Genomic DNA, 24,565 nt, shown 5'->3' on the forward strand with positions numbered 1-24,565 from the left:
TCAAGTGACCCCGCAAACGTTTGCCCAACGGGCATATGCTCAGTCCGCCGCTCCGATGCGAACCCCGCGTGATACCGAATATGAGGCGATTTCAAAGATCACGCATCGGCTCAAGGCAGCGGCCGCGCGCAAAGCCTGGGATTTCGCGGGCTTTGTTCAAGCCCTGCATGAAAACCGCCGCTTGTGGTCCGTTCTGGCCAACGGCGTCGTGGATTCGGACAATGCACTGCCGAATGAGCTGCGCGCGCGGATCTTCTATCTGGCCGAGTTCACCGAGCAGCACACGGGCCAGGTTCTGGCCAGCAAGGCCGGGGTCGAACCGCTGCTTGAAATCAATCTGGCAGTTTTGCGCGGTCTGCGTCAGCGGGGGACCGCGTGATGGGCGGGCTGGTTCTGAAGCTGGCTCCGAAAGAGCGGGTTTTGATCAATGGCGTAGTGATCGAGAACGGCGATCGGCGGACCCGCTTTTCAATCATGACGCCCGAGGCAAATGTCCTTCGGTTGCGCGACGCAATACATCCCGACGAAGTGACGACCCCGGTCCGGCGCGTGTGCTACGCGGCCCAGCTGGTCCTGTCCGGAGATCTGGAAGCCGGAGACGAAAAACAACAGCTGCTGCGGCGGATCGAGGAACTGAGCCAGGTCTTCACGGATGCCGACAGTCGCCGGGTCCTTGCGCAGGCGACCGAAGCCCTGGTGACTGAGCAGTACTACAAATGCCTGAAGGCGCTTCGATCTTTGCTGCCGCGCGAAGAGCGTCTGATGGCCTATCGGCAATGACATTCCTGCCGGTCGTTCCAACTGGGGGTGTCGTAGGGTGGCGTTTTTTGCAGCGCACCTATGACGCCCAGTTGCAGGCCTTTTCCACCTCGGCGGTCAATGACCGGGACACGCAGTATTTTGTGGAAAACATCCGAAACGTCCGATCGGCAGAAGATCTGGTCTCTGACCGGCGACTGCTGCAGGTCGCGTTGGGCGCGTTCGGATTGGAAGGTGACCTGGACAATCGGTACTTCATTCAAAAGGTCTTGTCAGACGGTACGAGTTCGGATGACGCCCTTGCGAACCGGCTGGCTGACAGCAGATACAGGGAGTTTTCCGAAGCATTCGGCTTGGGTCCGGGCGAAGTTCGGAAAACCGCACTGATCACTGACATGGGCAAGATCGCTCAGAAGAGTGTCGTCGCCCGGTTCGAAAGCTCGGTCGGAGAAGCCAACGACTCGATGCGGATCGCACTTTTTGCCCAGCACGCTTTGAAAGACCTTGCAGGGCAGTCCGGAAGCGAGACCAAGAAGTGGTACGATCTGATGAGCCTGCCGCCGTTGCGCAGCATGATGGAAACAGCGCTGGGCCTGCCGTCAAGCTTTGGGCAGCTGGATATCGACAAGCAGCTGGACGTATTTCGGGACAAGCTGAGCAGAGTGACTGGTTCGCCGAACCTTTCGCAGTTCGTCGATGCCGATGCAATTGCCGAGCTGACGGAGACTTATCTCGCCCGAACTCAGATCGCACAGATGCAAAGTTCGATTTCTCCCGCGCAAACTGCGTTGATTTTGCTGGGCGCCGCAAGTTGAACCGTTCGGGCTAAGGTCAGTACCTCGCGCCAGGATCAGAAAGCGCACCAGTGCCGTGCGCAGCTATGAATGGCTATTTGGGATCGGGGGGGCAAGGGTGCCGGATGCTCAGGCATCCAGAACCGTGTCAGCGGATGTCTGCAAGGCAAAAGACATCACCGGATGCGAAACGTTGTGCAAGTCGACCGGCCCCAATGGAACGGCCCGGGAACAGGCCGGCTCGATATCTTCGGAAACGACGATCCGATGGCCATTGAGCTTGCCGAACTCGCCCAACCGCGCCGCGACATTGGCTGCATGTCCGATCACCGTGAAATCAAGCCGCTCGCGCGAACCGACATTTCCGTACGTGACACGCCCGAACGATACGCCGATCGAGCAATCGCATTGCCGGTTCTTGTCGGAGCGACGCAGCTCGGCCAATTTCTCGACGATTTCAACGGCACTGCGCTGAGCGTCTGACCGTGCCTTGCCGGGGTCCTCACCTGCCGGGAAAACCGCAAGAACGGCGTCGCCGATGAATTTTAGAACCTCACCGTCGTTGTCGTGGACGATGCCGGACACCGTTTCGAAGAATTCGTTCAACAGGTTGATGTATTCCGTGCGGCCCAGATCCTCTTCCAGGCTGGTCGAGTTGCGCAGGTCACAGAACATGATGGCCGCGTCGATGTCATCGCCGTCGCCGCGACGAATGTCGCCGCCCAAAACGCGGGCCCCGGTTCGTTTGCCCACATAGGTCTCGAGAAGGGCCTGAGAATTCTCGCGCTGCATGAACACCTCATAGTAGCGGGCGATGACGGCCGAGCACTCAAAGACAAGCCCCAGGTTTTCCGTGGTAAAGCCGTTGGGGTGGTCGCAGGTCAACGTCAGGACATTGATACGCCCGTCGGAAAACGGCAGAGGCATTGCCACGTAATCGGTGCCCCCCTTGGCGCGCAGGTCCTCCATGATGGGGAAACTGTTGTGGGGGTTGTCTACGTTCAGCCGTTGCCGAACGCCGCCCAACCCGTTCGAGACATGCCGCAAGGGGCTGTTGATGAACGCGGGGTGGTCGTGAATCTCGTAAGTTGGAATATTGGTCGAAATCTCCTCGGCACCCTTTTCCCAGATGTAGTGCTTGCCTGCGATCAGGGGATGCAGCGACCAGACAAGGATGCTGAGACGTTGAATGGCGATGCCGTGTTCCAGCATTTTTTCGGCCAGGGTCTTGGTGAAATCTTCCGGTGTTGAGATCGACCCCGCGCCACGCATCAACCAATCGATCAACGGGCCGCTGATGTTGCCGTCTCGCGGTTGGCGCAATTGATTGTCGCCCAGATCGATATGAGTGTAGGCCGCCGGCATGAAGCCGATGTGACCTTGGATGGCTTTGCTTTCAGGCAGAGAATCCTCGTAGGCCCAAACCGAGTTTGCCAACCGTTCGTCGCCAATCAGGACATCGTGATAGGTTGCCGTGCCCTTGAACGGGCAGAAGGTCTGCAACTCGGTTTCCCCGCTCAGATCAACGCGCACGTCTTCGCGCGGAACATAAATCGCAGGCGGCAGCCGGGTTTCATACATGACCTTGGCATTCGTGCTTTCAGCCAGAAGGATGTCATCGCGGTAGATGGCAACCCTGCCGTCAAGCGTTTCGATCGAAATTCCGTAGCCGTTCGTATTCCGTGTGGCGTGGACATTCATCGGCCGCCTCCCTTGCCCGGGTCCTTAGAGGATGGGCTTTTGCAGCCCGATTTCCAAGGGGCGCAACACAGAATTTACCGATCGCGATCCACGGCCGAGGTGGTCAGACCATCTGGATCACGTCTTTTTCGATCGCCAGCATATAGCCCTTTTTGGCGATGTTTTTGACCAACAGCTCGCTGACCATCTGATTGCCCAGCGCGTCCCGCAGCCGTTTGATGCGCGTGGCCCCGGCAGCTTCGTCACAGTCAGATATGTCTCGGCCAGAGATCATGGCTTCGATCTGAACCCCCGACAGCACTTCGTCGTCAAGGCGGGACTCGGCCAGGACGGCCAGCGTTTCCATCGCTGCGGGCGTCAGCTTGAAATCCATGTTGTTCAGGTAGACGGTGTTCTCTTCGCGACTGATCAGCAGCGACGTGACCTGGATTCCCGTGCGTTCGATCTGGGCCATTCGACGGTTCAACGTCACCAGCATCACCAGAAAGACCAAGGCGGCCAACAGCATGGCCGTGGCAAAGATCAGCAGCACGAAGATCACCATCCGGTAGCTGGCCAGCGTGTCGGCAAATGCGGTTCCGGATTGCGCGAGGATCTCCAGCAATCGGATTTCAGCCTGGGTGGTCAGATCGCTTTCGACGAACAGCCGCTCGACCCGGGCGTTGAACGCATTGGCATCGGGCAGGGTCCAGAACAAGAAGGCGGCGGCCGTGATCAGGATCACGACGATTGCGGCGATGCCTGCTCCGACCAGCCGGGTGCCAGACCGCCGCGCCTCAGAAACGGAGATAGAATTTTCCGGCATTGGCCTTCCTTTGATCCAACCCTTCCGGTCCAAAAACGCTGATCACGTTGAGCAACGTCCACCCCGAGGATTTCAGCCTTTTGGCCACCTCTTGCTTGGCTTGCCCCTTTTTGCAGGCGGACACCTGCATCACGCCATAGTGAAGGCGCAGCGGGTTGTCCTGTTTGGCCTTGTAATCGGCATAGCATTCGGCCGCCGAAACGGTGGTGCTCAGCGATATCAACGTCGCAACGACCAGGAAAGAGAGGATCTGTTTCATAGGCTGCATCCTGCGCATGGCTTGGCACGATATTCAATATCTCAAAGGGTTTGCGGCGATGATATCGGATAACACCGGGCCGTTATTGCTTGTCTGTCGGCGGGTGGCCGAAAGCTGTTGCATCAGTTTCGCGGTCAGCCAGTGGCGCCGCGTCCAGCTTTGAAAGGACACTTGTCATGCACCGGAAGTTCATCGCCCTCGTCGTCGCCACCGCAGTCGCCATCACCGGCGTTTCCGCATCCCAGGCCAAGGCGGCCGACGCCCATGATATTCTGGGCGGGCTGGCGGCCATTGCCATCATTGGCGCGGCCGTCAATCACTATAACAAGGAAAAGCGCAAAGAGCGTGTCACCCGGCAGAACAACTATGTCCACCAGCCGCAAAACGTTCGGCCGGATCATATCCGCCCGCTGCCCCGGCGCGTCGCCCGCTACGACCTGCCGCAACGTTGCCTGAAGACCTACAACGGCTATTCGAAGAAACGTCCTTTGCTGGGGCCGAATTGCCTCGAGAAACACTACAAACATGCCAATAGCCTGCCACAACAGTGCAAAGTGGGGTTCTGGGACGGCAAGAAGGTGAAGCGGGCCTACGAACCCGCCTGCCTGCGCCGGAAAGGATACCGCGTGGTTTACCAGTAATCGGTTTCGAGCAGGAGCAGCGCCGCAGAAGCGCTGTACGGGAAGGGGGCGGCCTGGGTCGCCTCCTTCTTTTTTGTTGCGGTTCGGACCAAAAAGCGGTTTGCCGAGGGGATGACGACTCCGACGTTTGAATTGGAACAGGCGCTGATTGCGCAGGGCTATCCCCGAATAGCAGGTGTAGACGAGGTGGGTCGCGGCCCGTTGGCCGGTCCGGTCGTGGCGGCCGCGGTCATTCTGAATCCGCAAGACATCCCCGACGGTTTGAATGACTCCAAGAAGCTGACGGCGCGAAGGCGGCGCACCCTTGACGAAGATCTGCGCGCCCGGGCCGAGTTTGCCATTGCCGAGGCGTCGGTTGAGGAAATTGATGACCTCAATATCTTGTATGCCTCTCATCTGGCGATGGAGCGCGCCGTCGCCGCCCTGCATCCTGCGCCGGACTACCTGTTGATCGACGGCAATCTGATCCCCAAAGGGCTGACCTTGCCGGCGCAGGCCGTGGTCAAAGGGGACGCGAAGTCAGTCTCGATTGCGGCGGCGTCGATCCTTGCAAAGAATTGGCGCGATCAACTGATGGTGGATTTGGCGCAACAGCATCCGGGCTACGGCTGGGAAACCAATGCGGGCTATCCGTCCAAACAACACCGCGAGGCGCTGCAAAATCTTGGGGTAACCCCACACCATAGACGTTCGTTCAAGCCCGTCCACAATATCTTGTATCAAGAGTAAATCGTAACCCTCTGATTCAAAAAAGAATTTGACGCCGAATCCGGTTTGACTCATCCTAGTCTCAACCAAATGAGCGCAAAAGCGCCGTGGAACTTGAGGCAGAGACATGACAACTACCAAGACAAAGGGCGCATCCGCGCTCCCTTTAAACACGATTCTATCTGGCGACTGCATCGAGGTGATGAACAGTCTGCCCGAGGCGTCGGTTGACCTGATTTTTGCGGATCCGCCGTATAATTTGCAACTGAAAGGACAGTTGCATCGCCCGGACAACAGCCAGGTGGATGCGGTCGATGATCATTGGGACCAGTTCTCGAGCTTTGCCGCCTATGACCAGTTTACCCGCGAGTGGCTGAAGGCCGCGCATCGCCTGCTCAAGCCCAATGGGGCGATCTGGGTGATCGGCTCGTATCATAACATCTTCCGCGTGGGCTCGGCCCTGCAGGATGCGGGCTATTGGATTTTGAACGACGTGATCTGGCGCAAGTCGAACCCGATGCCGAATTTCCGGGGCAAGCGGTTCACCAACGCGCATGAAACGATGATCTGGGCCAGCAAGCGGGAAGGGGCGAAATACACCTTCAACTATGAGGCGCTGAAGGCCTTGAATGAAGGCGTGCAGATGCGCAGCGACTGGGTGCTGCCGATCTGCACGGGCCACGAGCGCCTGAAAGATGAAAATGGTGACAAGGCGCACCCTACGCAAAAGCCCGAGTCGCTGTTGCACAGGGTTCTGGTTGGTTCGACCAATCCGGGTGACGTGGTGCTTGACCCGTTCTTCGGCACCGGAACCACCGGCGCGGTGGCCAAGATGCTGGGCCGCGAGTTCATCGGGATCGAGCGTGAGGACAGCTATCGCAAGGTGGCCGAAAAGCGCATCGCCAAGGTGCGCAAGTTTGACCGTGACGCGCTCGAGGTCAGCGCCAGCAAACGCGCCGAGCCGCGCGTGCCCTTCGGCCAGCTGGTCGAACGCGGCATGCTGCGTCCGGGCGAAGAGCTGTATTCGATGAACCAGCGGCACAAGGCCAAGGTGCGGGCCGACGGTACGCTGGTGGGCGACAACATCAAGGGCTCGATTCATCAGGTGGGCGCGCATCTGGAAAACGCGCCGTCCTGCAATGGCTGGACATACTGGTGCTTCAAGCGCGACGGAAAAACCGTTCCGATCGACGTGCTGCGCCAGCAGATCCGGGCCGAACTGCACAACTGATCACACCAATACCGCCGGTGCCTGTGGCCTGACACATGGTACCAAGCCTTGCCCCGCCGAGCCCGGCGGGGTCTTTTGTTTTTGGCCCCGTGATGTTTGGATGGTGCGACCCCATATCCCGCTACATAGCGAGGGAGCATCAGGAATGTCTGATACCACGGCCAGCCAATCCCGGTTTCAGCGGTTTTTCGTGACCACGCCGGACAAATTCAATTTGGACAACAAATACACCGAAGCCGCGCTGGAACGGCACAAGCGCGAGGGGCTGGAACTGGCCGTCCGCGCCCGCTGGATCGCCATGGCGTTGACCGGTGTCCTGCTGGTGTTTCTGAATCCGAACTGGGATGTGATGTGGTATCATTTCATCCTGCTGCTGCTCTGCGGCAACGGCTGGCTGATCCGGCGCGCTGGCCGTGTGGGCCAATCCCGGATCGAGCTTCTGCTGATTTTCGCCGATCTGCTGATCATGACGCTGGGCATGGTCGTTCCCAACCCGTTCAGCGACGATGTGCGCCCGCTGGCGATGCAGTACCGGTTCGACAATTTCCAGTATTTCTTCATCATCCTGGCCGCAGGTACGCTGGCCTATTCCTGGCGCACGGTGATCGCCATGGGCAGCTGGACGGCCCTGATGTGGACGGCGGGCTGGGTCGTCGCCTGGTGGGTGGCCACGCCCATCCCCGGGCTCAGCGAAAAGGTTGCGGCCGCCTTGCGGGGCTATCCGGCCGTGGCTGAATTGTTGGACCCCAACAGCTTCATGGTTCCGATGCGCGTGCAAGAGGTGATCGTGTTCATGATGGTCGCGGTTACGCTGGGCGTGTCGATGCGGCGGCTCAATCGCCTGTTGATCTCAAATGCCGGACTGGAGCGGGAACGCGCCAACCTGTCGCGATACTTCTCGCCCAACGTGGTCGAGGAGCTGAGCCAGAACGACGAACCGCTCAAGCAGGTGCGCAAGGAAAACATCGCGGTTCTGTTCATCGACATCGTGGGCTTCACGAAATTCGCTGCCGGCCGCGACCCGTATGAGGTGATCGAGGTGCTGCGGGGCTTCCATGCGCGAATGGAGGCCGAGGTGTTCCATCACCACGGAACCTTGGACAAGTATCTGGGCGACGGGCTGATGGCCACGTTCGGCACGCCGGTTCCAACCCCGCTGGACGCGGTCAACGCCCTGTCCTGCGCGCGGTCAATGGCTGACATCATCGACCGTTGGAATCTGGAACGCCGACGGGCAGGCGAGCAGGAGATTCAGGTTGGCATCGGTGTTCACTACGGTCCGGTCGTTCTGGGCGACATCGGGGCCAACCGGCTGGAATTCGCGGTGATCGGAGACGCGGTCAATCTGGCTGCCAAGCTTGAAGCAATGACGCGAAAGATGGGTGCGCGGATTGTCATCAGCGACGCGCTGCGCGAAAAGGTCCTAAGCGAAGCGTCGACGGCTGCCGATCTGATGAACGGGTTCCAGCGCCACGATGCACAGGCGGTTGGCGGCGTCGAGCGGCCGGTCGATATCTGGGCGCTGCGTTGACCGCTCTCAGGACCGTGGCATCGGAAGCATTGCCTTGTTGTACGGCTTCCAGTCCGTGATCTCGGGGTAGTACTGTCGCCGCCAAGCCCGCACCCGCGGGTTCATCACACGCCGCCACAGCGGCGGGACCATCGCCGCGATCGTCATCACCGGATAGCCATAGGGCAGCTGCGGGGCCGCCTCGGGTGGGTGGTTCTGCAGCAGCGGAAACCGCCGGTTGGGCTTGTAATGATGGTCCGAGTGGCGTTGCAGATTGATCAGCAGCCAGTTCGAGGCCTTGTGCGCGGCGTTCCACGAATGGCGCGGCCGGACGTGCTCGTATTTGCCGTCGCCCAGGTATTTGCGCGTCAGGCCGTAATGTTCGACATAGTTGACCAGCTCCAGCTGCCAGATCGCGGTGCCCGCCTGAACCAGGAACAACCCCAGCCCCGCCCATCCGCCGAGCAGTAGCGCCAAGGCCAGCATCAATCCTTGCAGCGCCCAATACCGCCAGAACGGGTTCGCCCGATCCTTCCAGTTCAGCCCTTTGCGCGCCAGCTTGGCCTTCTCGGCCTGGAACGCGGACACCAGGCACTGGCGCAGGACGCGCGGATAGAAGCGGTGGAACCCCTCGTTGTAGCGTGCGGTCACGGGGTCGCGCGGCGTGCCCACATAGCGGTGATGCACCAGCAGGTGTTCGGAGCGGAAATGCGAATACAGAACCATCGCCAGCAGGATGTCGCCCAGCCACCGCTCCAACCGGCCCTTCTGGTGCATCAGTTCGTGGCTGTAGTTGATGCCGATCGTGCCCGAGATCACGCCCATCCCGAAGAACAGCCCGATCTTTTCCAGTGATGACAGATGTTCGGCGCGGGTGGCGTACCAGATCAGGCCATAGAGCGTGTAAAATTGGACCGGAACCCAGGCCTTGGTCAGCAGGACGTACCAGCGCAGCGCGTCCTCGGGCGTTTCGGGGTCGGCGTTTTCAAGGTTCAGCCCGGTCAGGCCGTCCAGCGCCGCAAACAACCACCAGGTGGACAGCGGCACCAGCAGCACCCACCAGCCACCGGCGAAAGCAGTGAACCACAGGATCGGGATCAATATGAACGAAACCCAGAAAGGAAGGGCTGATTGCCAGCGCGACAGGGTATCAGTCGAGATCATGGTCAGGCTCCGAAACTCTGCCGTCAGGATAATCCTGCCCGATCCATTTTCCCAGATGCAGAACTGCCGCGCCACAGATCATGCGCCTTGCGCATCACGGTCGGAAGAGCGCCGGGGCGAAAGGCATGTATGGGCGTCACGACCAAGCCCACGGGGTCCACCTCTGCGGGAACGGCGGCGGTCCAGACGCGCAGGGTCAGGTGGAAATGGGTAAAGGTATGGCGCACCTCGGCGGGCAGCATGGTCCAATCGGCTGGAAAGGGCGGCGCTTCGGCCGCGTCCTCGGCCCAGTCCGAGCCCGGAAAGCCCAGCATCCCGCCCAACAACCCGGTTTCTGGGCGGCGTTCCAACAGGATTGCGCCATCGGCGCGCTGCGCGATGTAGACGTGGCCAAGCCGGGTGGGCTTCGGTGCCTTGGGCGTCTTGCGCGGCAACTCTGCCTGTGTTCCGGCAGCGCGGGCCTCGCACGGGTCTCGCAGGGGGCAGATGCCACAGGCCGGAGACTTCGGCGTACAGATCGTGGCCCCCAGATCCATCACCGCCTGAGCATAGTCGCCGGGGCGGTCGTCCGGGGTCAGCGCGGCGGCCTTCGCCTTCAGCAGAGGTTTCGATTTCGGCAACGGGTCGTGGATGTCGTGCAGCCGGGCCATGACTCGCTCGACATTTCCGTCCAGCACGGTTTCCGGCCGGTCAAAGGCGATGGCCGCGATGGCGGCGGCGGTGTAGGGGCCGATGCCGGGCAGCTTCAGTAGCGCATCATGGCTGTCAGGAAAGCGCCCGTCGTGCTGGTCCACCACCGCGCGGGCGCATTTCAGCAGGTTGCGGGCGCGGGCGTAATAGCCCAGCCCGGCCCATTCCGCCATCACCTGGTCATCGGGTGCGGCGGCCAGCGCCCGGACATCCGGCCAACGCGAGGTGAACCGCAGGAAATAATCCCGCACGGCGGCCACCGTGGTCTGCTGCAACATCACCTCGGATAGCCACACGCGATAGGGGTCGGGTTGCACGCCCGCGGCCCTGTCGGCGGGGCTGACCCGCCACGGCAGGTCGCGGGCGTGGCGGTCGTACCAGGCAAGCAGGCTGCGGCTCAGGTCGAAAGTGGCGGTGTCACGCAAGTTTTATCCATTTCTCTGTCGGGTTTCGCTGGCGCCCGGATGCACGCCCATTACAATAGCGGCGCAGGAGTTGGAAACCAGATGCAACCAAGACGGTCCACCACCCGCGGGTTCAAACGCACCGCGTCCTTGCTGAGCGATCGGATCCGCAAAGCCGGTGAAAGTCGCGGCTTTGCCGTGTCGCGCCTGTTGACCCATTGGGCCGATATCGTGGGCCCCGACATCGCCGCCATCGCCCGACCGGTCAAGGTGGGCTATGGAAAGGGTGGGTTCGGCGCCACGCTGACCGTGCTGACCACCGGACCTCAGGCCCCGATGCTCGAGATGAAGAAGGACCGTCTGCGCGACAAGGTGAATGCCGTCTATGGCTACAGTGCCATCAGCCGCATCCGCATCACCCAGACCGCTCCCACAGGATTTGCCGAGGGGCAGGCCAGTTTCGAGCATCGGCCGAAACAGGCGAAACCCACCATCGCACCGGAAGTCGTTGCCGAGGCAGACAAAGTGACGCGCGAGGTTCACGACCAAGACTTGCGTGCTGCCCTTGAACGACTGGGTCGGAACGTTCTATCCAAACAAAAACGCTGAGAAAGGGCTGAGTATGAGCCGTATTGCAACCGTAATCTGCGCGGCCGTGGCGCTGGCCGCAGGCGGCTATTGGCTGACCCAATCGCCAAGCACCGTGCCTGTGCCACAACTGGTAGGCAGCGCCGACGCGCAAAACGCCGATCTGGACACCTCGACCATCGTCGAGATGGTGCAGGGGGCCGAGGATGCGCCGGTCGAAATCATCGAATACGCGTCCTATACCTGCCCGCACTGCGCGAATTTCCATCAGGGGCCGTACAAGCAGCTCAAGAAGGAATACATCGACACAGGCAAGGTCAAATTCATCTACCGCGAGGTCTATTTCGACCGCTACGGCATCTGGGCGTCGATGGTGGCGCGCTGTGGTGGCCCCGAAAAGTTCTTTGGCATCACCGACCTGATCTATGAGGGCCAGTCCGAATGGACCCGCGCCGGCGGCCCGGCTGAGATCGTGGAAGAACTGCGCAAGATCGGCCGTCTGGCCGGGCTGAGCAACGATCAGCTGGAAGCCTGCCTGCAGGACGGCACCAAGGCGCAGACCCTCGTCGCCTGGTACCAGAAAAACGCCGAGAAAGACGGTATCCAGGCCACCCCGTCCTTTGTCGTCAACGGCAAGAAGGTCGACAACCAGTCCTATGACGAGTTCAAGGCGCTGATCGAAAAGGAACTGGGCAACTGATGACCGGGCCTCTGGCCGGTCTCAAGGTTGTCGAACTGGCGCGCATTCTGGCTGGCCCCTGGGCCGGCCAGACCTTTGCCGATCTGGGCGCCGAGGTCATCAAGGTGGAATCCCCGGCCGGCGACGACACCCGCGCCTGGGGTCCGCCCTTCGTGACCCGCGATCAGGATGTCTCGGCGGCCTATTACCATTCGACCAATCGCGGCAAGGCGTCTGTGATCGCCGATTTCTCGACCCCCGAAGGGCAGCAGAAGGTGCGCGCGCTGGTCGCTGACGCCGATGTGGTGATCGAGAATTTCAAGGTCGGCGGGCTGAAGAAATACGGGCTGGACTTTGACAACCTCAGCCAGTTGAACCCGCGCCTCGTCTATTGCTCCATCACCGGGTTCGGGCAGACCGGGCCATATGCGCATCGGGCCGGGTATGATTTCATCATCCAGGGCATGTCCGGGCTGATGTCCGTGACCGGAGAGCCCGACGGCCAGCCGCAGAAGGCAGGCGTGGCGATCACCGACGTGTTCACCGGCATCTATGCGGTGGCCGGGGTTCTGGCGGCGCTGCACCAGCGCCAGCGCACCGGGCGCGGGCAGCATGTGGACATGGCCCTTCTGGATGTGGCCGTGGCGGTCACGGCAAACCAGGCGCTGAACTATCTGACGACCGGTCAGGTGCCGCAGCGCATGGGCAACGCGCATGTGAACCTGGCGCCCTATCAGGTGTTCGACTGTGCCGACGGTCACATCATCATCGCCACCGGCAATGACCGGCAGTATCAGCGCCTGTGCCGGGTGTTGAACCTGCCCGACATGGCCGAGGCGCCCGAATACCTGCACAACAAGGACCGGCTGGCCAATCGCCGCACCCTGATTGCACGGCTGAACGGGGCCACGGCGACCTGGGCCAAAGCCGACCTGCTGGCCGCCTGCGAGGCGCAAGGCATCCCCGCCGGGCCGATCAATACACTGGACGAGGTCATGGCCGATCCGCAGGTGATCGCGCGCGGCATGCAGATCGACCTGGACGGGGTGCAGGGGATTCGCGCGCCATTCGTCTTTTCGGATGCCGATCTGAACCTTTCGCGCCCTGCCCCGAAACTGGGCGAAGACGACTAGGGCGGCGGCGCGGCCGTCAGCAGCCGCTGACGCACGTCGTCGGCCTGATCCACCTGCAGGCGCACCGGCAGGGTGATGACCTTGCTGCGAAAAGCAGGCGGCAGGCGCACGGCGTCTTTTTCGGTGGTGACCATCTGCGCACCCAGCAACCGCGCCTCGTTTTCCAGCCGGGTCATCAGGGCCGGCGTCAGCGGCTGGTGATCGTCCAGCGCCTCGGCCCGCAGCAGGCGCGCGCCCTGCTGGCGCAATGTCTGAAAGAATTTCTCGGGGTGGCCAATACCGGCAAAGGCCAGAACCGGAGTCTCGCTCCAGTCCATCCCGGTTTGCAGTGCCGTGACCTGACCGGTGGCGTGCGGAACGCCCAGCTTGTTGCCCCATAGCTGCGCGAACTGTTCCTGCGCGGCCAAGTCGCCCAGCGACAGTACTAGATCGGCCCGTTGCAGCCCCACGTCGACCGGCTCGCGCAGCGGTCCGGCCGGCAGGCACAAGCCGTTGCCAAAGCCACGGACCGCGTCCACCACGACGACCGAGAATGTCTTGGCCACCGAAGGGTTCTGGAATCCGTCGTCCAGCACGATCGCGGTGGCGCCGGTCTCGGCGGCGGCGCGGGCGCCGGCGGCACGGTCCTTGGCGACCCAGACCTCGGCGAAGGCCGCCAGCAACAATGGCTCGTCACCAACCTGCGCCGCCGTGTGTCGGACCGGGTCGACCCGAACCGGCCCCTCAAGCGATCCGCCATGGCCGCGGGTGACCACATGCGGCGTGTGATACGCGTCGCGCAGCTGTTCAAGAACCCAGATCGCCGTCGGCGTTTTTCCGGTGCCGCCAGCATTCAGGTTGCCGACGCAGATCACGGGTACACCCGGATCAACCCCGGGCCCCGACGCCACCCGCCGGGCCGTAGCCCGCGCATAGACGCGGCCCAGCGGCGCCAGCAGTCTTGCGCGCAGGCCGGGGTGATCCGGCGCGTTGTTCCAGAATTCAGGCGCCCTCATGTTCCGCTCCGTGCTGGTCCAGATGTTCCTGTACCATGTCGATCAGAGTATCCACCTGGGGCGCGCTCTCGGTCACCAGTTGCCAGCCGGCAAGGGCCATGTTCGCGGCCAGGTCCGGGGCCAGCAGTTCAACGACAGTGTCGCCCAATTCGGTAGCGGTGCGAATCTCTCGAGCGGCTCCTACACCATCAAGCGCGTCATACAGGGCCTTGTGGCCGCTCACGTCTGGTCCATGGATCAGGGCCGAGCCCAAGGCTGCGGCCGCGATCGGGTCATGCCCGCCTATTCCCGACTCGAGCGTGCTGCCCATGAACGTCACCGGAGAGACGCGATACCAAAGGCCAAGGGCCTCGGGGTCCGACGCAAGGATGACCTGGGTCATGTCTTCGATCATGTCCCCATCTTCCCAGTTGGCACAGCGCAGGTCCATCGTTTCCAGCCTTTTGCGCAGGGGCGCCGCCTCGGACATGTCCGCAACATGCAGGATCAGGGCCAGCCTCGGCAGCATCCGCATGGCCTGCCGATGTGCGCTGAGAACCGAGATGAATTCCTTGGCGTCGACCCACGCCGCCAGCCAGACCGGCCGCCCTGCCAACGCATGGTTCGTCTCGATCAGTTCGTCCTCGGGCCAGGGGCGAAGGGTGGGGCTGATACTGAGCGGCGGAAACAGTGCCACCTTCGAAGCCGGGACGCCCAGACGTCGGATTTGCCGGGCTGCGTCCTCGGACGTGACGTGGATCGCACGGAAGCAGTCAAAGGTATAGCGGTTGATGTCCGGCAGCCATTTCCCGACAAAGGCAACACGAACGTCGTTCTCGCCCTCAAGCAGGACCATGGGTATACCGCGTTCGGCCGCGCGGGTGATCACGTTGGGCATCAGGCCGCCGCCGACCCACAGCCCCATGTCGGGTTGCCAGTGCTCCAGGAATCCACGCGCCGCGCCGGTTTTTTCGTCAGGCAGCGGAACCAGTTCCATGTCGCAGCCTGCCCAGCGTGTCAGGTCAGCGTCAGGCGGGACGGTCAACAGAACCGACAGCCCTGGCCGGGACTGCTGCAGCCGCTTGCAAAAGTCGTTCACCGCGCGCAGGCGCTGTTCGTTGGCAACATGAATCCAAAGCAACTCACCCGCGGGGCGAGGCGGTGTGTTGTGTCCGGAGGGCTTGGGAACACCCCAGGACAACGCGCGATAGGCCGCCAGGCTGAGGGATCGCGGCTTGCTCATGCCCGCTGCCCCTGAATTGGCTGATCCAGTCGGCCCATCAGCACCTTATGCAATTCAGACCCGGCGCCAACAACACCGTTCAGCCGTGGGTTGGGGTTGTTGAACCGCAGCGGGCGCCCGGTACGGTCAGTACAGGTGCCGCCCGCTTCGCGCAGGATCAGGTCCCCGGCCGCGATGTCCCATTCCCAGCTTGGGCGTAAGGTCAGCATCCCGTCGAACCTGCCCTGTGCGACCAGTGCCATTCGGTAGGCCAGCGACGGGCGATAGGCCCGACGGAATATCGGCGCGACGCCCTCCTGCCAATGATCCGGATTCAGGTTCGGCTTTGCGGCCAGAACCTCGGCTTCGGCCTCTGTGGCCGCCGCGGTCACCCGGATCGGCTGACCGTTCAGGGTTGCCCCCTGTCCCCGCGCGGCTGCAAACAGCATGTCGCGCATCGGCAGGTAGATCACGCCGGCGATGACCTGTCCGCGATCGGCGACCGCCAATGAATGCGCCCAGGTGCGCGACCCTTCGGCAAAGCTGCGGGTGCCGTCGATCGGGTCGATGATGAACACTCGGTCACGGGTCAACCGGTCCTGATTGTCCTCGGTCTCCTCGCTCAGCCAGCCATATCCGGGCCGCGCGCTGGGCAGGCGTTGTTCCAGCATCGCGTTGACGGCCAGATCAGCCTCGGTCACCGGCCCGGCGCCCTTGGGTTTGTCCCAGCTCTGCATCTCGCGGCCTGCATAGGCGACGGCAATCCGGCCGGCCTCACGTGCGGCGTCGATCAGCAGGGACAGGTCAGTTTCCGGCAAGTGTCATCCCTTCGATCAGAAGCGAGGGCACAACCCGGGACAGATAGGTACGCGCGTCATTGGCCGGGATGATCCGCATCAGCATGTCCCGCAGGTTTCCGGCAATGGTGCATTCGTTGACCGGGTGCGAGATCTCTCCGTTTTCGACCCAGTAACCCGACGCACCGCGTGAGTAATCGCCGGTATTTGGGTTGATGGTGGAACCGATCATCGAGGTCACCAGCAATCCCGTTCCCATGTCGCGAAGCAGGTCGTCGCGGCTGGCTTCGCCCTGGGTCAGGCTCAGGTTCCAGTTGCTGGGAGATGGAGGACCGGACACGCCACGGGCGGCGTTCCCGGTGGAATTCATGCCCAGTTTGCGCGCGCTTGAAAGATCCAGGGTCCATCCGGTCAGCACGCCGTTTTCGACGATCATCCGGCGCGCGGTCGGCAATCCTTCGGCATCAAACGGGCGCGATCCCGCAATCCTCGGGCGATGGGGGTCTTCGATCAGCGACAGATGTGCAGGCAGCACCTGCTGGCCCAGGCTGTCCTTGAGCCAGGAGGCACCGCGGGCCACCGCCGCGCCGTTGCTGGCCGCCAGAAGATGCCCGATCAATGAGGACGAGATCCGCTCGTCGAACAATACGGGGAAACGCCCTGTTTCCGGCTTTCGGGCACCCACTCGCTGCACGGCACGCTCGCCCGCGATCCGGCCGATCTCGTCGGGGCTGCGCAGGTCGGACTGAAAGCTGCGGCTGTCTCCGTCATAGTCGCGTTCCATCCCGGTGCCTTCGCCCGAGATCGCCACGCATGAAACCGAGCGGCTGCTGCGCGCATAACCACCGGAAAATCCATTTGTCGCGGACAGATGAACCCGGTGAGTACCGTAGGATGCCGCCGCATCAGACACCTGCGTAACGCCTTCCACCGCCAGGGCCGCAGCCTCGGCGGTCAGCGCGTCCTGCATCAGAGCGTCTGCTGAAGGTTCGGGTGTGGGGTCAAAAAGCTCCAAGGAGTCGACGGAAAAACCGCTGGCCAGTTGTTCCGGATCTGCCAGGCCAGCGAACGGATCCTCGGGCGCTTCGCGTGCCATGGCCACGGCCCGTTCGGCCATGGCGGCAAGCGTTTCGGGACGACTGTCCGAGCCGGACACGATGGCCTGCTGCTTGCCGATGAAAACACGCAACCCCACGTCGGTGCTTTCGGCGCGTTCGGCGTGCTCCAAAGCGCCACCACGCACCTCGACCGAGACCGAGGATCCGTCGATCACGATTGTGTCGGCCGCTTCGGCTCCGGCCTTGCGGGCCAGGTCCAGCATTTCGTGGCTGATTGCTTCGGGTGATCGGGTCATGGTGCCTCCAATTGATTGTATTGGACCTAGCCTTGGTCAACCCGCCTCGCAAGCCCTTGGGTGTATCCAATGCGTCACGGATGGTGTCGGCACGTTGGGAAATCGGGGTCTACGGAAATAGATCCCGCTGGGAAGGGCCGCAGCTGCAGGGTAAGCTGACTGCAGAGAATGACCGGTCGCCCGGCGGCACTGAAATTTGAGGTATGAGGTTTGGCGCGCTTCTTTGTGGTTGAGTTTGACGAGCCCGGCGTCCTGGCCAAGGGCAAAGGGTCCCGCAACATCATCGTGCGCCTGACTCGGGTGATGGGTAAGCTGGGCGTTCCCTCCGAGGTTTTGCCCTTCGCCGACTTGATGGCACGCGGTGCGATCGACGACCCGCAGAGTTACGTTCTGCTTCACTACAACGAGCTGTTTGTCGTTCAGAACGAAAAAGTTGACTGGCTGCGTGCGCGGGAATCTGAAATCGAGGCACTGGGCCACAGAATTTTGCACTCGGTCGAACACGGCCGCGTCGTCGGGCACAAGATCCGTCAGAACAAGGTTCTGACAGCGGCTGGGGTTCCAATGCCCCGGCTTATCGAGACTGGGTCTTCGTTTGAAACTGCGTTCTCGAACGAAGTTTCGAACGCTCATGTTCCGGTTCAGCTTGTCGGGAATGCCGCAGAGTTGGACCCGGATCGTTACAACACCGAGTATGTCGATTGTCGTCACGAGTATGAAGGTGAGATGTGGCACGTCTGCATTCGTGCGCAAGCGGTGGGCGACCAGGTTCTGTTTTCTTGGGTTAGAGCGGGACGCGAAGCCAGCGTCCATACCCGTGACACACCCGTAGACCCTCAGATGATAAGGTATTTTCACAGGCTGCTGATCACGCCCAACATTGGCCGGATCAACGCGATTGCGAGGGGTGTAAAGGCCGCTTTGGGTGTCGGGCTTTATGCCCACGATATCCTTCCCTGTGCCAAGACCGGTCAACTGTTCTTGTGCGAAACAAACTTCAAGTTCTACGATGGAAACCACCGATTTCATATGGCGAGCATCGCGGCTGAGCATCCCGTACCAGCACTGTTCGACGGGCGCAAAGTCACACGGCGGATGGCCCGGGCTCTGGTGCAGGAACTTGATTTGAAGACCTGAAAAGCCCGAGATTGCATCGAGCCAAAGAAAAAGGGCGCGGAACACCGCGCCCTTGGTCGAAGGCCAGGCCAAGCGAGGTTACTTGATCCGTTGACCATTGGCCAAAATCTGGCCGTCCTTGGTGAACTCGATCTTGGAGTTCAGCGTGTCGGGCTGGTCGCCGGGAACAGCCATCATCCCCATCATCATGCGCGCGCCCATGGCGTCGTTCTCGGACATGAACCCCATTCCGATCAGCTTGTCGATCAGGGCGTTGGCACCCACCAACTGAAGGTTTGCCTCACCCGCCGGCGCCGGAACGCCTCCGAACTCTTCGGTGTTCGAGTTGTCGAAGGTGAAATCACCGGTGCCCGTCAGCTTGGCACCGACCATCGAGACCAGCAGTTCATTGATTTTGAGCGAATGCAGTTCGGCCGGAACTTCGTCCGAGCCTTCCAATGCTTCGGCAACTTCCGGGTCCAGGAAGTTCAGGAGAACCTTTGCGGTGCCCGTTGCATCCAGCGCGATCGTGGCTGGATCGCGTGGCAACGCGCCTGCGGGGTCGAACATGCTCCACAGAATGTCGGACATGGTGAAGTCTGTCAGGTTCATCGCAAAGCCGAACGGCTCAACCTCTTCGGATGCCTGGATGGGTGCCTCGAGTTTCAGACCGGCCTTCGCCATTGCAATCTCGATGGGAAACGGCAGGTCTGCCGTGGTTACTTCGAGCTTTGCATTGTTCTGTTCGATGTCATACGCCAGACGCTCGGCGTCGATACTGGCACCGAAGCGGCCACCGTCCGAACTGCTGGCCATCGAGAAAGCCTCGCCCTCGCTGGTGCCTGCGATGCTGGTTTGGCCGGCGCCGTAGGTGAAGATCCCGTCAAAGGCAAAACCAGCCTCATATGCGCCTTCCACGTCCGCCAGGCTGAAGCCTTCGGGGATTACGTTCTTTCCTTCAAACTCCAGCTGGTCGAGCTTGCCGTTGATGCGGGCATCTTCGCCCGTTTCCGGGTCTTGGAAACTCAGGTCATAGGTCAGGTTTGCCGCGGTGAAATTCTGGTCGACCTTGCGGCCCTCTCCGATCTGCATCCGGGATGCACCGGCCAGGTTGATCATCTCAAAACCCAGATCCAGCGCGTCGTCGGGCATCGCTTCGCCATCGACCATGATGTTGTCGAGCGCCAGCGCCAGCTTGCTGGCAGAGTAGTCATAGGTCATGTCGTCGGGCGACCCCGAAACCAGCATTTTCAACCCGGTCTGCGAGTACAGGATATCCACCGAGAATTCTTCCTCCTCGGCCTGGCCGGATACCGTCATGGGGAAGCTTTCGGGGAATTCGATGCTGACCGTTCCGTCGCCGTTTTCCGTCAGGGTCATTTCCGGAACGACCATGTCGAACGAGCCTTCTCCCTCGGGAAGGTCCATCTTCATGGTCATGTTCGTGATGGTGGTGACGTCGCCAGAGGTGTTCTGCTCGCCCGTGATGGTGTACCCCATGCTGCCCATGTAGGCCTGCCAATCCGACCAGACATCGTTGGCGGACAGATCGGCAAAAGCGCCTTGGGTTGCAACGGCATAGGCCAGCGCGGCACCGCAGCTGCGGCGGAAGAAAACGGACATTAGGGAACCCTTCTCGGTAAAAATTGCGCGCATGGTCGTGGTTGTCGCGGCTGCCGTCAAGGGGCAAGGGCTGGACGATTTCCCCGTTTGCGCGGTACCACTTTACCCGATTTCAATCCAAAAGGATTACAGGATGCATATGAAGGGCAAAACAGTACTGATCACCGGAGCCAGCCGCGGCATCGGCGCCGAAGCAGGGCGCGTATTTGCCGCAGCCGGCGCCAATGTCGCGCTGGTAGCGCGCAGCCATGATCAGATCGATGCATTGGCCGCGGCACTGGGTGAGAACGCCATCGCGCTGTCCTGCGACGTCAGCGATTTTGCGCAGGTGGAACAAGCGGTTGCGGATTGCGCCGACCGCTTTGGCCGCGTGGACGTGCTGATCGGCAATGCGGGTGTGATCGATCCAATCTTTCACCTGTCAAATGCCGATCCAGCAGCCTGGAGCAAGGCCATCGACATCAACCTCAAAGGGGTGTTCCACGGGATGCGCGCGGTTCTGCCGCTGATGCGGGCGGCGGGCAGCGGGACGGTTCTGACCGTTTCCTCCGGAGCCGCCTCGAACCCGGTCGAGGCCTGGAGCCACTACTGCGCGTCCAAGGCCGGGGCGAAAATGCTGACCGAATGCCTTCACCTGGAAGAGGCGCATCATGGCATACGTGCCATGGGTCTGTCCCCGGGCACGGTGGCGACCGACATGCAGCGGGTCATCAAGGCCAGCGGCATCAACCCGGTCAGCCAGCTGGACTGGGACGATCACATCCCGGCCGACTGGCCGGCGCGGGCGCTGCTGTGGATGTGCTCGGAAGATGCGGACGAGTTTCTGGGAACCGAGATTTCGCTGCGCCGTGACGACATTCGCCAGAGGATCGGCCTGACGTGATCGACCTGACCCAGCAGGACGGTCTGTGGACGATCACGATCAACAACCCCGGCAAGGCCAATGCCCTGACCGGGGCCATGTTGTCGGACCTGCTGCAGATCGCGGAAGCGGCCCAAGAGGCGCGCGCCCTGATCCTGACCGGAGCGGGCAAGGTGTTCAGTGCCGGCGCCGATCTGGACGAGGCGCGGGCAGGCCTTGCGACCTCGGACCTGTGGGAGCGTTTGTCCGGAGCCATCGCGGCGCTGCCCTGCCTGACCGTCGCTGCGTTGAACGGCACCATGGCGGGCGGGGCCAACGGTATGGCCTTGGCCTGTGACCTGCGCATCGCGGTGCCCACGGCCAAGGTCTTCTACCCGGTCATGCGGTTGGGGTTCCTGCCGCAGCCATCGGACGTGAAACGCATGCGGGCGCTGATCGGCCCCGCCCGGACCAAGTTGATCCTGATGGCAGGCCAGAAGGTCACGGCGGACGAAGCGTTTGCCTTTGGCCTTGTGGACCGGGTGGTCGCTCCGGAAGATCTGATGCAGACCGCGCGGGACCTGGTTGCTGACAGCCTGGCCGCTGATCCGCAGACGGCGGCCGGCATCGCCGGGATGTGCGGATGAGGATCGCTGCCCTTCGCCTGCGTGTGGCTGATCCCGCACGGCTGGCCGATTCCTACAGGGTAAACTTCGGCATGGTCGTCCGTGCCGAGGGAGATGCGCGGCGAGTGGGCTATCCGGGGCCCAGCGCCGACCTTCTGCTGTTGCCCGGAGGCGGCGGATACGCCCACGACCGGGGTCAGAGATACTGGAAGATCGGCATCACCTTGCCAGATCTCGACCAAGCGGCGGAATGGCTTCGGCGCGCTGGCATCAACGTCAGCCGTCCGGCCCAGTTTCGAGATATCGGTTACATGTGCCACCTCTCGGACCCCGAAGGCTTCTCGATCGAGCTTCTTCAGCATGATTTTGAGGGGAAGCGGCCCAAAAAGCAGCGGGATGAGAACCCGTTCGGACAGGCCGCTGTGGGCCAGATCACTCTGCGGACCGGCGACATTTCGGCGGAGGATGCGTTTTGCAGGGATTTGGGCCTGCGCCTGCTTTCCATGCAGGACGTGGCCTCGCACGGGTTTGATCTGCATTTCTATGCCTTCACGACCGAGGTGCCGCCGGACCCTGATCCCTGGGCGGTGGCCAATCGCGAATGGCTGTGGAAACGTCCCTATACCACATTGGAATACCAGCATATTCCCGATGCGCGGATCGTTCCCGCGCCAGACTTTCTGGGCATCGAGGTCGAGGGCCTGGCTGCAACGGAAACAGACCCGATGGGTGACCCGTTCCTGCCAGCCTGATCAACGGCCGCGGCGTCGGCCCGGGACTTTGGATTGAAATCCAGGCGGACGTTTGCGTACCCAGTCCAGAAATCGGTTCAGCCGGGGATGCGTGCGCAGGCTTTCGACAGTGTTGAAGTCTCGCGCAAGCTCGGCTTCGGTCAGGGTGGCGTGCACCTCCTTGTGGCAGATCTTGTGCAGCAGAACCGTGGGACCGCCCTTGCCACCTTTGAGTTTTGGGATCAGATGGTGCAGGCTGCCGGTCCCGTTCGGGATCGGGCGGTTGCAGAGCGGGCAGATCGGATCGCTGTTCGTCATCACCGGAACACAGTCGCGGCTGAACGCAAGTGAGGCAAGAGGGCAGATATGGCACAGGCAGTGGTGATCGGGGCAGGCCCCGCCGGGCTGATGGCCGCCGAAGAACTTGCCGGGGCCGGGCACAATGTGCTGGTTGCCGAGGCCAAACCCTCGGTGGCCCGCAAATTCCTGATGGCGGGGAAGTCCGGTCTGAACCTGACAAAGGACGAGCCGTTTGACCGCCTGATTTCGGCCTACGGCGATGCGGCGGACTGGTTGCACCCAATGATTGCCGCCTTCGATGCGCAGAGCGTGCAAAGCTGGGCGCGGGACTTGGGTCAAGATCTGTTCACGGGGTCCACAGGGCGGGTATTTCCCAAATCAAAAAAAGCTTCGCCATTGCTGCGCGCCTGGCTGGCGCGGCTGGAAGAGATGCGGGTCGAGATCCGTACCCGTTGGCGCTGGCTGGGTTGGGACGGCCCCGCGCTGGTCTTTGATACGCCGGCAGGTCGGCAGAAAGTGGTTGCTGACGTCACGGTTCTGGCGCTTGGCGGTTCCAGCTGGGCGCGTCTGGGGTCGGATGGCGCCTGGGCGCCGGCTCTGGCCGATGCCGGGGTTCCGCTGGTCCCTTTTGCACCATCGAACGCCGCACTGTCCGTCGAATGGAGCCCCCATATGGCCGCGTATTTCGGTCAGGCGCTGAAATCTGTTCGGTGGCGCGCGGGCGACCTTGCCAGCCGTGGCGAGGCGGTCATTTCAGCCAAAGGCCTGGAAGGGGGCGGTCTTTACCCGCTGACACCCGCGCTGCGGCAGGGTGCTGATCTGTATGTGGACCTCGCGCCGGACCGCACGATTCAGGATCTGTCCAGGCGTCTGTCAAAAGCTGGCCCGAAAACCACTTTGACCCGTTGGTTGAAGAACGGCATGCGACTGCCGCCGCCAAAGATCGCCTTGTTCCACGAAATGACACATGGGCAGAATCAGCGGCGCGATGATTGGGTCAAGACTTTGAAGGCTTTGCCTGTTCGCAACGCAGGCTTGCGCCCGCTGGACGAAGCCATTTCGACCGCAGGCGGGGTTGCGAAAAGCGGGCTGGACTCGGGGCTGATGCTGAGAGCCAAGCCCGGCGTATTCTGCGCAGGCGAGATGCTGGATTGGGAAGCCCCGACCGGCGGCTATCTGTTGACCGCATGCCTGGCGACAGGTCGTTGGGCGGGGCGCTCGGCTGCAGAATGGGCCGGGCTGTCCCAAGCGGATTAGGCGGATTTGGCCATTTCACCCAGTTTCTTGTAGGCCGGACGCTCGCGAACGCGCTTGCCGTAGGCTTTCAGGCTGTCTGAATTCATCGGGAATCCAGCCGACTTTGCCCAGCTCATGCAGTGAACGCACAGGATGTCCGCGATCGTCATCTGCTCGCCCTGAAGGAATGGCCCTTTGAATCGCTGTCCCATGTGTTGAAAGCTGCGGTCAAACTCCCACTGGGCGGTTTCGACGACCTGTGGAACGCGTTTGTCCTTGGGCAGAATGAACATATGGCGGGCGGCCAGCCACAGCGGAGCATCGAATTCTTCCAACAGCGCGTGCAACAACGAATCCTGCTCGGCCCGTTCCGGGGTGCCGGCGGGGTAGGTGAAGGCCCCGTGCTTGTCCGCCAGATAAGTCATGATCGCCGCGCTGTCCGAAATGACTGCGTCGCCATCTTGCAGGACAGGGATCTTGCCCGTGCCGTTCAGGTCCAGAACGCGCGGGTCGTGCGGGCCCGCATCGATCCACTCATAGTCCTGCCCCAGTTCCTCCAATAGCCAGATCACCCGAGAGGCACGACTCTGGATGCGCCCGTAGATCTTGTACATGTCATGCTCCTGCGTGGTTGCACTGGCGACAGGGTGGGGGACTGCGCCGCCGCGTCAAGTCGGAC

Annotated in this window: 27 protein-coding genes; 15 read left to right on the plus strand and 12 right to left on the minus strand. The window is 61.9% G+C overall.

Annotated features, from left to right (window positions below; all coding sequences use genetic code 11):
• Positions 1-4 precede the first annotated feature (4 nt).
• Genes flaF through GOW72_RS02365 form a run of 3 tightly spaced genes read left to right on the plus strand, consistent with a single transcriptional unit; the run spans position 5 to position 1,574 of the window.
• Complete coding sequence (flaF, locus tag GOW72_RS02355) at positions 5-379, plus strand: flagellar biosynthesis regulator FlaF (protein WP_170364872.1); 375 nt, start codon at positions 5-7, stop codon at positions 377-379.
• The gene (gene flbT, locus GOW72_RS02360) at positions 379-780 is read left to right on the plus strand and encodes a flagellar biosynthesis repressor FlbT (RefSeq protein ID WP_170364874.1); all 402 of its coding nucleotides are present in this window, start codon (positions 379-381) and stop codon (positions 778-780) included. Before flaF ends, flbT begins: the two co-directional genes overlap by 1 nt.
• Positions 777-1,574 (plus strand): DUF1217 domain-containing protein, encoded by a 798-nt coding sequence (locus tag GOW72_RS02365; protein ID WP_170364876.1) that lies wholly within the window; start codon positions 777-779, stop codon positions 1,572-1,574. The genes flbT and GOW72_RS02365 overlap by 4 nt, the downstream gene beginning before the upstream one ends.
• A 108-nt stretch (positions 1,575-1,682) precedes the next feature.
• Here GOW72_RS02365 and GOW72_RS02370 read toward each other — a convergent pair whose 3' ends face one another.
• The 3 genes from GOW72_RS02370 to GOW72_RS02380 all read right to left on the minus strand — a co-directional run bounded on the left by GOW72_RS02370 (position 1,683) and on the right by GOW72_RS02380 (position 4,318).
• Positions 1,683-3,254 carry a DUF427 domain-containing protein gene (locus GOW72_RS02370; RefSeq protein ID WP_170360768.1) on the minus strand — a complete coding sequence of 524 codons (1,572 nt, stop codon included), beginning with the start codon at positions 3,252-3,254 and terminating at the stop codon, positions 1,683-1,685.
• A 103-nt stretch (positions 3,255-3,357) separates the two neighbouring features.
• Complete coding sequence (locus GOW72_RS02375; protein ID WP_093964234.1) at positions 3,358-4,059, minus strand: winged helix-turn-helix domain-containing protein; 702 nt, start codon at positions 4,057-4,059, stop codon at positions 3,358-3,360.
• Positions 4,031-4,318, minus strand: a complete 288-nt coding sequence (locus tag GOW72_RS02380) for a hypothetical protein (protein ID WP_093964235.1) — start codon at positions 4,316-4,318, stop codon at positions 4,031-4,033. Before GOW72_RS02380 ends, GOW72_RS02375 begins: the two co-directional genes overlap by 29 nt.
• 176 nt (positions 4,319-4,494) lie before the next feature.
• On the opposite strand from GOW72_RS02380, the gene GOW72_RS02385 reads away from it, so the two are divergent.
• From GOW72_RS02385 to GOW72_RS02400, 4 genes are all read left to right on the plus strand, one after another.
• Positions 4,495-4,959: a hypothetical protein gene (locus GOW72_RS02385; RefSeq protein ID WP_170364878.1), complete on the plus strand. Its 465-nt coding sequence runs from the start codon at positions 4,495-4,497 to the stop codon at positions 4,957-4,959.
• Positions 4,960-5,070: 111 nt separating this feature from the next.
• Positions 5,071-5,688, plus strand: a complete 618-nt coding sequence (locus GOW72_RS02390) for a ribonuclease HII (RefSeq protein WP_170360772.1) — start codon at positions 5,071-5,073, stop codon at positions 5,686-5,688.
• Between the two features lie 106 nt (positions 5,689-5,794).
• Positions 5,795-6,898, plus strand: a complete 1,104-nt coding sequence (locus GOW72_RS02395; RefSeq protein WP_170341272.1) for a site-specific DNA-methyltransferase — start codon at positions 5,795-5,797, stop codon at positions 6,896-6,898.
• Between the two features lie 145 nt (positions 6,899-7,043).
• Entirely contained in the window at positions 7,044-8,429 is a 1,386-nt protein-coding gene (locus GOW72_RS02400) for an adenylate/guanylate cyclase domain-containing protein (protein WP_170364880.1), read from the plus strand.
• A 6-nt stretch (positions 8,430-8,435) separates the two neighbouring features.
• Here the strand turns inward: GOW72_RS02400 and GOW72_RS02405 are convergent, their stop codons facing one another.
• Positions 8,436-9,572, minus strand: a complete 1,137-nt coding sequence (locus GOW72_RS02405) for an alkane 1-monooxygenase (protein ID WP_170364882.1) — start codon at positions 9,570-9,572, stop codon at positions 8,436-8,438.
• 23 nt (positions 9,573-9,595) lie between these two features.
• Positions 9,596-10,687 carry an A/G-specific adenine glycosylase gene (gene mutY, locus GOW72_RS02410; RefSeq protein ID WP_170364884.1) on the minus strand — a complete coding sequence of 364 codons (1,092 nt, stop codon included), beginning with the start codon at positions 10,685-10,687 and terminating at the stop codon, positions 9,596-9,598.
• Positions 10,688-10,768: 81 nt separating this feature from the next.
• Here mutY and GOW72_RS02415 point away from each other — a divergent pair, with 81 nt between their 5' ends.
• From GOW72_RS02415 to GOW72_RS02425, 3 genes are read left to right on the plus strand one after another with little or no spacing between them, the layout of a single operon-like run.
• Positions 10,769-11,275: a DUF721 domain-containing protein gene (locus GOW72_RS02415; protein ID WP_170364887.1), complete on the plus strand. Its 507-nt coding sequence runs from the start codon at positions 10,769-10,771 to the stop codon at positions 11,273-11,275.
• Positions 11,276-11,288: 13 nt separating this feature from the next.
• Positions 11,289-11,954 (plus strand): DsbA family protein, encoded by a 666-nt coding sequence (locus GOW72_RS02420; protein WP_170364889.1) that lies wholly within the window; start codon positions 11,289-11,291, stop codon positions 11,952-11,954.
• Positions 11,954-13,066 carry a CaiB/BaiF CoA transferase family protein gene (locus tag GOW72_RS02425; protein WP_170364891.1) on the plus strand — a complete coding sequence of 371 codons (1,113 nt, stop codon included), beginning with the start codon at positions 11,954-11,956 and terminating at the stop codon, positions 13,064-13,066. The genes GOW72_RS02420 and GOW72_RS02425 overlap by 1 nt, the downstream gene beginning before the upstream one ends.
• On the opposite strand, the gene lpxK is transcribed toward GOW72_RS02425, so the two are convergent.
• From lpxK to GOW72_RS02445, 4 genes are read right to left on the minus strand one after another with little or no spacing between them, the layout of a single operon-like run.
• Positions 13,063-14,061, minus strand: coding sequence for a tetraacyldisaccharide 4'-kinase (gene lpxK, locus GOW72_RS02430; RefSeq protein WP_170364893.1), 999 nt, complete (start codon positions 14,059-14,061; stop codon positions 13,063-13,065). The genes GOW72_RS02425 and lpxK overlap by 4 nt on opposite strands.
• On the minus strand, positions 14,048-15,283 hold the full coding sequence (locus GOW72_RS02435) for a 3-deoxy-D-manno-octulosonic acid transferase (RefSeq protein ID WP_170364894.1): 1,236 nt from the start codon (positions 15,281-15,283) through the stop codon (positions 14,048-14,050). The genes lpxK and GOW72_RS02435 overlap by 14 nt, the downstream gene beginning before the upstream one ends.
• Positions 15,280-16,080: a 3'(2'),5'-bisphosphate nucleotidase CysQ gene (locus tag GOW72_RS02440; RefSeq protein ID WP_170364896.1), complete on the minus strand. Its 801-nt coding sequence runs from the start codon at positions 16,078-16,080 to the stop codon at positions 15,280-15,282. The genes GOW72_RS02435 and GOW72_RS02440 overlap by 4 nt, the downstream gene beginning before the upstream one ends.
• Entirely contained in the window at positions 16,067-17,413 is a 1,347-nt protein-coding gene (locus GOW72_RS02445) for a TldD/PmbA family protein (RefSeq protein ID WP_170364898.1), read from the minus strand. The genes GOW72_RS02440 and GOW72_RS02445 overlap by 14 nt, the downstream gene beginning before the upstream one ends.
• A 225-nt stretch (positions 17,414-17,638) precedes the next feature.
• On the opposite strand from GOW72_RS02445, the gene GOW72_RS02450 reads away from it, so the two are divergent.
• Positions 17,639-18,550 carry a hypothetical protein gene (locus GOW72_RS02450; protein ID WP_170364900.1) on the plus strand — a complete coding sequence of 304 codons (912 nt, stop codon included), beginning with the start codon at positions 17,639-17,641 and terminating at the stop codon, positions 18,548-18,550.
• Positions 18,551-18,628: 78 nt separating this feature from the next.
• Here GOW72_RS02450 and GOW72_RS02455 read toward each other — a convergent pair whose 3' ends face one another.
• Positions 18,629-20,152, minus strand: a complete 1,524-nt coding sequence (locus GOW72_RS02455) for a DUF2125 domain-containing protein (RefSeq protein ID WP_170364902.1) — start codon at positions 20,150-20,152, stop codon at positions 18,629-18,631.
• A gap of 133 nt (positions 20,153-20,285) precedes the next feature.
• Between GOW72_RS02455 and GOW72_RS02460 the strand changes: the two genes are divergently transcribed.
• Genes GOW72_RS02460 through GOW72_RS02470 form a run of 3 tightly spaced genes read left to right on the plus strand, consistent with a single transcriptional unit; the run spans position 20,286 to position 22,371 of the window.
• Positions 20,286-21,035 carry an SDR family oxidoreductase gene (locus GOW72_RS02460; RefSeq protein ID WP_170342442.1) on the plus strand — a complete coding sequence of 250 codons (750 nt, stop codon included), beginning with the start codon at positions 20,286-20,288 and terminating at the stop codon, positions 21,033-21,035.
• The gene (locus GOW72_RS02465; RefSeq protein WP_170364904.1) at positions 21,032-21,640 is read left to right on the plus strand and encodes an enoyl-CoA hydratase-related protein; all 609 of its coding nucleotides are present in this window, start codon (positions 21,032-21,034) and stop codon (positions 21,638-21,640) included. Before GOW72_RS02460 ends, GOW72_RS02465 begins: the two co-directional genes overlap by 4 nt.
• A complete protein-coding gene (locus GOW72_RS02470) occupies positions 21,637-22,371 on the plus strand; it encodes a VOC family protein (protein WP_170364906.1) in 735 nt (244 codons plus the stop codon). Before GOW72_RS02465 ends, GOW72_RS02470 begins: the two co-directional genes overlap by 4 nt.
• Here GOW72_RS02470 and GOW72_RS02475 read toward each other — a convergent pair whose 3' ends face one another.
• Entirely contained in the window at positions 22,372-22,668 is a 297-nt protein-coding gene (locus GOW72_RS02475; protein ID WP_170342229.1) for an HNH endonuclease, read from the minus strand. It lies immediately after the preceding gene.
• A 48-nt stretch (positions 22,669-22,716) separates the two neighbouring features.
• Between GOW72_RS02475 and GOW72_RS02480 the strand changes: the two genes are divergently transcribed.
• The gene (locus GOW72_RS02480; protein WP_170364908.1) at positions 22,717-23,907 is read left to right on the plus strand and encodes a TIGR03862 family flavoprotein; all 1,191 of its coding nucleotides are present in this window, start codon (positions 22,717-22,719) and stop codon (positions 23,905-23,907) included.
• On the opposite strand, the gene GOW72_RS02485 is transcribed toward GOW72_RS02480, so the two are convergent.
• A complete protein-coding gene (locus GOW72_RS02485; RefSeq protein WP_170364910.1) occupies positions 23,904-24,500 on the minus strand; it encodes a glutathione S-transferase family protein in 597 nt (198 codons plus the stop codon). The two genes, GOW72_RS02480 and GOW72_RS02485, sit on opposite strands and share 4 nt — an antisense overlap.
• Positions 24,501-24,565: the final 65 nt, after the last annotated feature.

This window comes from Ruegeria arenilitoris (assembly GCF_013032855.1).
GTDB lineage: Bacteria > Pseudomonadota > Alphaproteobacteria > Rhodobacterales > Rhodobacteraceae > Ruegeria > Ruegeria arenilitoris.

Coding starts and splice junctions, on each gene's coding strand:
- GOW72_RS02380 (WP_093964235.1), bottom strand. CDS start 4,318: ATGAAACAGATCCTCTCTTTCCTGGTCGTTGCGACGTTGATATCGCTG.
- GOW72_RS02475 (WP_170342229.1), bottom strand. CDS start 22,668: ATGACGAACAGCGATCCGATCTGCCCGCTCTGCAACCGCCCGATCCCG.
- GOW72_RS02425 (WP_170364891.1), top strand. CDS start 11,954: ATGACCGGGCCTCTGGCCGGTCTCAAGGTTGTCGAACTGGCGCGCATT.
- GOW72_RS02375 (WP_093964234.1), bottom strand. CDS start 4,059: ATGCCGGAAAATTCTATCTCCGTTTCTGAGGCGCGGCGGTCTGGCACC.
- GOW72_RS02470 (WP_170364906.1), top strand. CDS start 21,637: ATGAGGATCGCTGCCCTTCGCCTGCGTGTGGCTGATCCCGCACGGCTG.
- GOW72_RS02445 (WP_170364898.1), bottom strand. CDS start 17,413: ATGACCCGATCACCCGAAGCAATCAGCCACGAAATGCTGGACCTGGCC.
- GOW72_RS02365 (WP_170364876.1), top strand. CDS start 777: ATGACATTCCTGCCGGTCGTTCCAACTGGGGGTGTCGTAGGGTGGCGT.
- GOW72_RS02390 (WP_170360772.1), top strand. CDS start 5,071: ATGACGACTCCGACGTTTGAATTGGAACAGGCGCTGATTGCGCAGGGC.
- GOW72_RS02455 (WP_170364902.1), bottom strand. CDS start 20,152: ATGTCCGTTTTCTTCCGCCGCAGCTGCGGTGCCGCGCTGGCCTATGCC.
- GOW72_RS02415 (WP_170364887.1), top strand. CDS start 10,769: ATGCAACCAAGACGGTCCACCACCCGCGGGTTCAAACGCACCGCGTCC.
- GOW72_RS02485 (WP_170364910.1), bottom strand. CDS start 24,500: ATGTACAAGATCTACGGGCGCATCCAGAGTCGTGCCTCTCGGGTGATC.
- GOW72_RS02395 (WP_170341272.1), top strand. CDS start 5,795: ATGACAACTACCAAGACAAAGGGCGCATCCGCGCTCCCTTTAAACACG.
- GOW72_RS02420 (WP_170364889.1), top strand. CDS start 11,289: ATGAGCCGTATTGCAACCGTAATCTGCGCGGCCGTGGCGCTGGCCGCA.
- GOW72_RS02460 (WP_170342442.1), top strand. CDS start 20,286: ATGCATATGAAGGGCAAAACAGTACTGATCACCGGAGCCAGCCGCGGC.
- GOW72_RS02405 (WP_170364882.1), bottom strand. CDS start 9,572: ATGATCTCGACTGATACCCTGTCGCGCTGGCAATCAGCCCTTCCTTTC.
- lpxK (WP_170364893.1), bottom strand. CDS start 14,061: ATGAGGGCGCCTGAATTCTGGAACAACGCGCCGGATCACCCCGGCCTG.
- GOW72_RS02385 (WP_170364878.1), top strand. CDS start 4,495: ATGCACCGGAAGTTCATCGCCCTCGTCGTCGCCACCGCAGTCGCCATC.
- GOW72_RS02400 (WP_170364880.1), top strand. CDS start 7,044: ATGTCTGATACCACGGCCAGCCAATCCCGGTTTCAGCGGTTTTTCGTG.
- GOW72_RS02480 (WP_170364908.1), top strand. CDS start 22,717: ATGGCACAGGCAGTGGTGATCGGGGCAGGCCCCGCCGGGCTGATGGCC.
- GOW72_RS02370 (WP_170360768.1), bottom strand. CDS start 3,254: ATGAATGTCCACGCCACACGGAATACGAACGGCTACGGAATTTCGATC.
- flbT (WP_170364874.1), top strand. CDS start 379: ATGGGCGGGCTGGTTCTGAAGCTGGCTCCGAAAGAGCGGGTTTTGATC.
- GOW72_RS02435 (WP_170364894.1), bottom strand. CDS start 15,283: ATGAGCAAGCCGCGATCCCTCAGCCTGGCGGCCTATCGCGCGTTGTCC.